General features: G+C 46.4%; 9 protein-coding genes. 4 read left to right on the top strand and 5 right to left on the bottom strand.

Annotated elements, in window-relative coordinates; all coding sequences use genetic code 11:
• The 5 genes from OEM52_11660 to OEM52_11640 all read right to left on the bottom strand — a co-directional run.
• Positions 1 to 527: aminotransferase class I/II-fold pyridoxal phosphate-dependent enzyme (locus OEM52_11660; GenBank protein ID MDK9700792.1), on the bottom strand; the 527-nt coding region annotated here is incomplete at its 3' end.
• A gap of 19 nt (positions 528 to 546) precedes the next feature.
• Positions 547 to 1,209, bottom strand: a complete 663-nt coding sequence (locus OEM52_11655) for a NeuD/PglB/VioB family sugar acetyltransferase (protein MDK9700791.1) — start codon at positions 1,207 to 1,209, stop codon at positions 547 to 549.
• A 57-nt stretch (positions 1,210 to 1,266) separates the two neighbouring features.
• Entirely contained in the window at positions 1,267 to 2,466 is a 1,200-nt protein-coding gene (locus tag OEM52_11650; GenBank protein ID MDK9700790.1) for a glycosyltransferase, read from the bottom strand.
• Entirely contained in the window at positions 2,463 to 3,773 is a 1,311-nt protein-coding gene (locus OEM52_11645) for an O-antigen ligase family protein (protein MDK9700789.1), read from the bottom strand. Before OEM52_11645 ends, OEM52_11650 begins: the two co-directional genes overlap by 4 nt.
• The gene (locus OEM52_11640; GenBank protein MDK9700788.1) at positions 3,770 to 5,104 is read right to left on the bottom strand and encodes a polysaccharide biosynthesis C-terminal domain-containing protein; all 1,335 of its coding nucleotides are present in this window, start codon (positions 5,102 to 5,104) and stop codon (positions 3,770 to 3,772) included. Before OEM52_11640 ends, OEM52_11645 begins: the two co-directional genes overlap by 4 nt.
• 567 nt (positions 5,105 to 5,671) lie before the next feature.
• Here OEM52_11640 and OEM52_11635 point away from each other — a divergent pair.
• The 4 genes from OEM52_11635 to OEM52_11620 form a co-directional block, all read left to right on the top strand.
• Positions 5,672 to 6,907, top strand: coding sequence for a glycosyltransferase family 4 protein (locus OEM52_11635; GenBank protein ID MDK9700787.1), 1,236 nt, complete (start codon positions 5,672 to 5,674; stop codon positions 6,905 to 6,907).
• Between the two features lie 5 nt (positions 6,908 to 6,912).
• Positions 6,913 to 7,515 (top strand): sugar transferase, encoded by a 603-nt coding sequence (locus OEM52_11630; GenBank protein MDK9700786.1) that lies wholly within the window; start codon positions 6,913 to 6,915, stop codon positions 7,513 to 7,515.
• A 4-nt stretch (positions 7,516 to 7,519) separates the two neighbouring features.
• Positions 7,520 to 8,497, top strand: a complete 978-nt coding sequence (locus tag OEM52_11625) for a GNAT family N-acetyltransferase (GenBank protein ID MDK9700785.1) — start codon at positions 7,520 to 7,522, stop codon at positions 8,495 to 8,497.
• A 7-nt stretch (positions 8,498 to 8,504) separates the two neighbouring features.
• A partial coding sequence (locus OEM52_11620) for a PIG-L family deacetylase (protein ID MDK9700784.1) occupies positions 8,505 to 8,833 on the top strand: 329 nt, incomplete at its 3' end.

The following is an 8,833-nucleotide window of genomic DNA, read 5'->3' as shown; positions in this document are numbered from 1 at the left end:
ACATGGTAAGAAGCGCCTAATGCCTCGGCGGCATCTTCGATCATCGGAACACCATACTTATCACAAATATCACTAATCGGTTTGTTGTCGGCGCTTTGTCCAAGAATATCGACCGACATCACCGCTTTCGGCATTCTACCCGCTTTCGAGCACGCTTTGAGCGCATCTTCCAACGCGTTCGGATCCATATTCCAAGTTCGGGCGTCGGAATCGACAAAAATCGGTTCGCCCCCTTGGTAAATAATAGGATTCGCACTTGCAATGAAAGTAAAAGAGGAGCAGATAACCCGGTCGCCACGTTCTACGCCTAATAACACAATCGACAAATGGAGGGCGGCAGTGCCGGAACCCACCGCGGCGCAATGTAAATCGCCACCCAAGTAGTCGCCGAACTCCTGCTCAAAGGCGTTTACATTCGGTCCGACCGGGGCAATCCAGTTCGATGCGAACGCTTCTTTGATAAACTCTAATTCGTAACCCTCTTCCGACATGTGCGGAGATGAGAGATAAATCCGTGGACGACTCATATATGATCCAATCTTTTACTTACGATTTGCCGCGCTGTAGCGGTTTTGCCGGAATACCGACAACGGTTAAAGTAGCTGGTACATCTTTGGTGACGCACGCGCCTGCGCCAACCGTAACGTAATCTCCGACCTGCAAATACTGAATTACAGTTGCATTGGTACCAATAAGGACCCCTTCGCCAATCGTTACACCACCGGAAATCACCGCGCTGGGGTTCAATACGCTGCCCGTCCCGATAACACTCTCATGGCCAATCTGGCAGCCCCGATTAATAAATACGTAATCACCCAGTGTTATGTTCACAGTTAGGACGTTTGAAGCGGCTATCGTTACTCCTTCGCCAAACTTACAACTTTCCGGATCATAGATGACGCTGGGATGAATCAAGATGGGAAACTTCAGGTCCGGACGTTTCTGCTTCAACTCGGCTGCAACCCGCAACCGGTGAATCGGAGTACCCATGCCCAATACCGCGGAAACTTCCCCGGCGCGATTTAACAGCCAGTCGGTATCCCCGATAATCTCATCTTTTGAGTCGTTCGGAGAAATCTTACTGAAGTCACTGACAACGTATCCCAAAAACTCATACCGCGGTTGCACCTGATTAATCGCTTGCAACAACATTTTCAATTCGCGGGAATTGCCACCAGCGCCGATTATCACAATCTTTTCACGATTCATAGTGGTTTCTCATTTTGCTGCGATGTGTGCGCTGTATTCAACATATACTACCGTCGATCACGATTTCGATTTCTTGGTGAGTTCCGTAAAGAATCGATACAATTTTTCTTCTTCGTGTCGCCAATTATAATACTCAGCAACCCACTTCTGATACATGACACCTTGGCAATCCATTTCCGCAGGATTATTCAGCATAGCATCGATTTCCCGGATATATGGTTCCGGATCAGCGGAGTTGACAATGTGGACATCCTTTTTGTCCTCTTCCCGTAACAACGATTCAAATCCGGGCATGTGAGACGTGACAAATGCGCAGCCGCACGCCATATACTCGAATAATTTTACAGGCACTGCCCACTGCAAATGGGCTTCCAGCGTCGGGAAGATTGCGATACCGAGTTTGCACTGGGCAAGCTTTGCAGTGACTTCCGGATGGGGAATTCGCCGCAAGACGGTCACCTGCTTCTCATCGAACTGGTCGACCAAGATTTTGTAGTGCCGCTCCGATGTAACAATCATCAAAGCCTTGAAGCCGGGACGACGCTTGACCAAACCCTCTAATACCGCACGATACACTCCGAATCTTGAATCTGTCATCGATCCGATGTGTACGACATCGTATTCCCGTTTACTCGGAGGTGTCGTCGCGGTTTTACCCGATTCGATTAATTGTTCACCGGGGAAGTTATGTAACACAACGCTGGGACAGTTGGGTACGATTTTCTCTAAGGGATGGACAACCGAAATTACCCCGCTGGCAAACGAACCGAAAAATCGCTCAAATACGTACAGTGCGTTTCCTGCCAAGATGCGAAATGGCTTGGGAATCCAATAACGACTCCGCACTACTTTGTTGTAATCTTCATGTCGATCGTAAATGCAAATTTTTCCGAACAACCGAAGAATCGGAAACAAGTACAGCAGAATTGCATCATGGATACAAATGATCGAAGCTGGGCGTTTTAAGCCGGCAAACAGCAATCGCCACGGCGTCACTAAAAATTTTTCAAAGCGAAACCGTACCCGTTTTACAAAGTAATGCTCAACGCCGTCCGATTGCGGCGGAGTATAACCAGGTTCCTGCGGCGAAATCAACCGCACCGTCTGTGCGACTTTCGCCAAACTCAACGCTTGCCTTGTATAGACTCGGGCATCACCGTGGGGATGAACGGTAAGGATGGTTATCTCCGGCAATCTCCAACCGATACCGGTTTTGTTTGCTTCGGTGCTATTTGCTTTAGATGATGTAAACGTCATATTTTGGCGCTCCTTGCATCGAGAAGTCCGTCACGTTGCAGGGATTCTTGTTTTAACCGTTGGTATTCGTTCATTTTCATCTCACCGGTATGGTGAGCCAACCAACTAGCAGCCAGTGACGCACCGCTCCAAAAGAAGACGAATCGAATCGATTCCAACGATTGACCATTGATCGAAATGGAGTAGTGGAGTAACGCAACCAGAAAAATTTGGCATACAGAAGTGTCAAGCGATGTAAACCGCAATATCCGTGGTCGCGTTTTCCAGTAAACGATTACGTTAACTACCATCACGATATAAGCGACCAACGAAATGAGTCCTCCTGAGAATAGTAAATCAAGCATCAAGCTATGGGCTTGAATATCATACCGTGCTTCTAAGTATCCGATGCCGTGTCCTAAAATTGGCGCGTCCATCCAATTCGATGTGATGAAAGACCACGCATTCAACCGGTACTGAATACTTGCCCCTTCGATGTTGGGTGTTAATGTACGGCTAACTGCTTTGAAATCAAGTAAATAGGTATAACTAATTAGCACCACTAACACCATTACCGCAACTGCAATCAAGGGTCGGGAGTAGTATTTGGGATTAATGAAAAGAATGAAGGGAGTGATGAGTAGAAGCTGCTGAAACGGTCCTCGCGAACCGGTTATCAACATACCAATCAAACCGAAAACGATGAGAAGTATCCAAAGGATGTTGTTTCGTGCGTTGCTTTCCACAATCATCCGGTAAGTCACCATTGTTACCATTACCGCGCTAAAGATACTGGTTGTGATGGTACTGCCTTCCAATGCCCGGGCTCTTTCCTCAACACTGTCACCCAGGATAATCGCGATAAACACCAGTAGTGTGATTAGAGCCGTCAATACATTGATGAAAGAACGAAGGTCGCGCTCGCGCCGGATTAGTATTATCGGCGAAAGAAAACCGGTGAGACCAAAAAACAGAAACTTGTAGAAACTGCGATCCGAATCGGAACTGCCTTGACTGGAATAATAGGTATAGACCGATACCAACACGATCACACCTAAAGCCATCGAAGCCCATAACGGGAATCGTATTGGTGCCGCGTCCCGTTGAAACAACATGATAATGAAGGCTACACCAATCAAAAATACGGTGAAAACAGTGTAATCAAGACCTAAGAAAACGATCTCGTTACTCAAGACCCACTGCTTAAACAATGCAGAGGTGATGAAGGGGATTGTCAACAGGATCGGTTCACGGATACTTCGATATATGATGTAACCGAACATGATAAACAAGAGATATTGTGAAAGGGTTCCAGCATATCCACTCATCGCGAGAAAAATCTCCTTGTGTAACGATTCGACTGACCATACTTCTTGAGAGCTGACATCAGATATGCTTTTGCATTCGCGTCAAGGAACAACAGTTCCGTTAACTTGTAGCCGGTTGTCTTCCTAATCATATAAAAAAGAAGCGCGAATTCCAATAAACTCGCAACGGAAGAGGCAATCGCCATTCCATTGAATGAAAAGAGCGGTATGAAGACAAAATTTAATCCCAAATGGGTTCCTGCGCTGACAATGGCAATTGTACTTGTTACTGTGGGTCGGTTGGTTCCTTGGAGTTGCCGCATCATCAGCAAAGAGATCGATTTGAAAACAATTCCCGGTAACATCAATAATAGAGGTATATAAGAGGCGGAGAATTTTTTTGAATATAAGAAATAAATAATCAAATATCCGAATGTTGCAAGTAAAAATCCTAATACTAAAGTAATGAAAAAGGTAATTTGTGAGGATAATTTTAATAATTGTGGTTTTCCATCGGGCGCTTCTGCAATTCGTGAAACGATTGAAGCACCCAGTGAATTGGGTACAATCCAAAGCTTGTTTGCCAGTCCAAACGCCGTAACATAGTATCCGATTTCCGCTTTCGTAAGGAACATAGCTCCGATGTAGATATCGGAGGTGTTGTTCACCCAAGTCATGGTTTTCGCAAAATAAGAACGAGCGCCATAACGAATTTGTTCAATCAAAGCTTTACGATTGAAAGAAGGTAAATGATTAGGGATTTCGCGAGTGACTGAATACAAATTCATGGTTGTCGTTGTTACTGCAATCAATCCCCACGTTATAACCGCAGCCCATAGTGATATCCAACCGAATAAAAAACAAAGCGATAACGTCGTTACCGACAGTAAAAAACCGGTAACATCGGCTCGCACAGTCTTTACATAATTCTTCGTGCCGATCAGGATGCCGCGGAAGTAGTTCTGTGATAGTGCAAAGGGATATACCAGTAAAACAAAATATAATTGATTCGGATTGATACCGCGAATAAAAGGGGCATCAAAATAGACTAAGAGGAATCCAACGATGATTGCGAACAGCCAAGTAACAAACATCATGATGATCGAACCGCCCAGCAAATCCGATAAGGGGAACTTCCGGCTCCCCGCAAGATATGAGTTTGCTGATGCTGTATTGAGTCCAACTAAAAACGAAAGTATGCCCGTAAAACCAACAATAAGTGAATAGGTTCCTCGCCCCTCCGGACCTAACGCACGAGCGATGATTACGCTTATCACAAGTTGAAGTAGATCGATGGTGACAACCCCCATCGATCCAAAAAAAACGTCTTTTCGAATTTTATTCGATTTCATGTGTTAGTGAATTCCAAATATCTGATGATTTGCTGTCGAAGCAACCGTACTTTCTTGTACGTTGTTTACTCTTGTTTGTTCGATTCTCTCAGACACGATTCGTGTCTGGAAACAAGAATATCCAAAGACAGAAGCGTGACTATTCCTTTCGATTCTGAAGATGTGATGATCCCATTGCTTCAACAAGCAGGATAAGATAATGCAACCAACACCAAAAACAAAGGTTAACAAAAAACAAGTTTGTGTGAATCTATGTTATTGATATATAAAGAATTATAGAAATTGTCACTGTTATTTGTTTTCAAGTTCTAATATGTAACTATAAAAATGCTTTCTTGTCGGTCTACCCGGAGTCAGCTTATCGTTTGTCGCGAGGTTTCTTCCTTGTTGAAGTTGCAGAGTCGAACCTTGTTTACTACCTTTGCGTCGAGTTATGTAGTATAATAGATGTGAATGATTGTGTAAGAAAATAATTCAGAATTGATTTGTAATATTTATTGAACGACTGTAAGAGTGCTGAGTAGTGCAACGCAGTATTTTTCGGGTTAATCAAAGTATAGGAACAGAATGAACGTTTGGATAATAAGTCATTACTCTCGATATAACGCCCGGCAGCATGACTTATGTAAATATCTGGTGAAGCAGGGGCATCGAGTAACGATATTTGCCTCGAGCTTTAATCATTTCAGTTTCAAAGAAGAACATCTCGCGCCGGGTGAGTCTCGGAAAGAGGAAATAAAAGACGGCGTGACCTTTGTTTGGTTGCGAACGCGAGCGTATCGTGCAAACAATTGGCGGCGTGCCATAGGAATGTTGGAGTTTTCGGTACGGTCGGTCTTCGCTGGTATGTTTCGAGCGGAGCGCCCCGATGTCATCATCGGCACTTGTGTACACATGCTTGCGCCGATTGCGGCGTTTCTCCTCGCCAAGTTCCGGCGGACTGCGTTTGTTTATGAACTGAACGACGTTTGGCCGCAATCACTGTTTGAAAGCAACTTCATCTCTCCGAAATCGTTGATGGGAAAAGCGCTGCTGCTGGAAGAGAAAGTGTTGATGAAATCGGCAGCACGGGTGATTTCGATCCTACCGCATGTTGGCGATCGCTTGTCTGACATCGGAATTCCACCCAGTAAGTTTGTTTGGATTCCCAATCCAGTGAATCCGGTTTACTTTGACCGAATCAAGCCGGACGACGGGGTTTACAGCGTACCATTCAACGTGATGTTGATAACGACCTTTCCTGCGCGCGGTATCAATTTCGATATTGTGATCGAGGCCGCGAGATTATTGCAGGAATCCGGGAATACAGCAGTGGCGTTTACTTTGGTGGGTAGTGGTCCGGGGAAAGATCGTTTGGAGCGATTGGCAACCGAATCCGGTTTAACGAACATAAAATTTCTCGGTTGGATACCGGCAGAACAATTGCAGGATACGATGAACGAAGCTTCCGCCTTTTTAGTGGTTGCTAATCACCGCTCGATTTACCGGTATGGGATCGCCTTCAACAAACTCTATGCTTGTTTAATGGGGGAACGTCCCATTATTTTCACGTCTGCCATCGGAAACGATCCCGTGAAAGAAGCAAATGCCGGGTTAACAATATCGCCGGAAAATCCGCAAGCTATCGTGCAAGCCATTGGTGAGTTAATGGCGATTACGCCCGAACAGCGGGTGGCGTTCGGCAAAAATGGCAAAGCATACGCGCTCAAGAATCACCATATTGCGGCAGTCTCCCAGAAGTATGAGCAGATGATTCTTGATAGCGTAGCAAGTAAGACTAACGTAGCAAACCGGAAAGCGTAACCCAAGTGAATAAACTCTCGTTGGTGGTGAAACGCGTCATGGATATTACCATTGTTTTAGTTGCAATGGTATTACTTTTGCCGTTCTGGCTGCTCATAATCGTCAGTGTATATATCGCTTTTGGCAGCCCGGTGATTTACAAATCCGTGCGGGTAGGAAAAAACCGGAAGCCGTTCCAGTCGTATAAGTTCCGGACCATGACGAATGAAAGGGATGCTGCAGGCGAATTGCTGCCCGACAAAGACCGACTGCGTCCGGTTGGCCGTTTTATTCGCCGAACCAGCTTGGATGAACTCCCACAGCTCATCAATGTACTGGAAGGTCACATGTCGGTGATCGGGCCGCGCGCATTGCCGGAAGGACATTATCAGGTGATGCCGGAAAAGTATAGCAAACGCGCCGATGTGAAGCCCGGACTAACGGGTTGGAACCAAGTGAATTATCAAGGACAAGAGCGATCGTGGGATCAGAAATACTCGCTCGATCTGGAATACCTCGAACGGCAATCTATACTGTTTGACGTGAAGATATTGTTTTTGACAGTTGGGGTTCTGTTTCGCCGGTTCTTCTCGAACAAAACCGGTGAATCGTTGAATTCAAAGGAGTAGAACGATGTCGGATATTGCGTTTGGCACAATTGATCGAAGCCGGGTCGACGAAGCCTTAACGATGTTTAAACGGGTGTTCAACCGTGAAATATCAAAGGAGTATTATTACTGGCAATACTTCGATAGTTGTTTCGGTGGCGGTCTTAGCAAGGGCGTATGGATTGACGGCAAGCTTGTCAGCCATATTGGATATACGCCGCGCGATTGCATCATCAACGGAACCAGCGGCAAAGCGCTATCGAACCATACGGTAATGAACGATCCCGCTTACCGGGGAAAAGGTTATTACGCGCGGCTTGTAAGTTGGGCGTTGCAAGAATTTGCCGGCCAAGGCTATGAGATGGTTTTTACCCGTCCCAATCGGGAAAGCCACCCTGCGCAAATGATGCAAAAGGAATATGTTGAAATCGAGCTGTTGCCATCGATGACATGGCGCGGGAAAAACACGTCGCCACGCGACCCTGCGGATGGATTGATCGAGCGACTTGAGCGCTGCCGGATGTTTGACGATGAGTATCAACCGCTGATCGATGTTACCGTCGCCGGAAAAAAGTATTACATTCAACGTTCGCCGGAGTACTACAATTGGCGGTTTTGCCGGCATCCCATGAGCAAATATTATACGTTCGAGTATCGGGAAGCGGGGCGGTTGTTGTCGTCAGCGGTTGTGAAGCTTTTTCCGCAGGAGCGGCCGACCCGGATCAATATCGTAGAATGGCTGGGCGCAGCCGATAACCGTACCGCGGGGGAGGCGGTTATCAAATCGATCCTCGATATTGCCGACACCTACGGTCTGGAAGTGCAAATGTGGCATAACCGGCATGACAAGAATCGTCACTATTGGATCGAAAAATCCGGTTTTGCGATGGATGTGCCGGTCTTTTACTTTGGCGCCTACCCGTTAGCCAGTTCTGAGCGATTGGGTGCGTTTACCGATTTTCGGAGCTGGTATACTGCGATGGGCGATCACGATATCTTTTGAGGAACCGATGAGAGTATTAGTAATAGCGCCACACCCAGACGACGAAATCTTAGGCATCGGGGGAACGATTGCACGGCTATCGGCCGAAGGGCACGAAGTGTATGCCGCAATCGTCACCAAAGCGCTCGAATCGATGTTTACCCGGGAGTTAATCGAAACCGGTCGCGAACAAGCTGTGCGAGCGGATCGCATCCTTGGCGTTAAGCAAACGATTTTTCCCGATATCTTCCCCGCAGCGATGGTCGACACGATACCCCACGCGGATGTGAATGCCGGAATTAGAAAACTCATTGTCGAGATCGATCCCGAGTTGTTGTTCATCCCTTTCATCGGGGA

It is taken from the genome of bacterium (genome assembly GCA_030247525.1).
Classification (GTDB): Bacteria; Electryoneota; JAOADG01; order JAOADG01; family JAOADG01; genus JAOTSC01.
The sequence above is the reverse complement of the archived record's forward strand: the minus strand, read 5'-3'. Positions and strand labels throughout refer to the sequence as shown.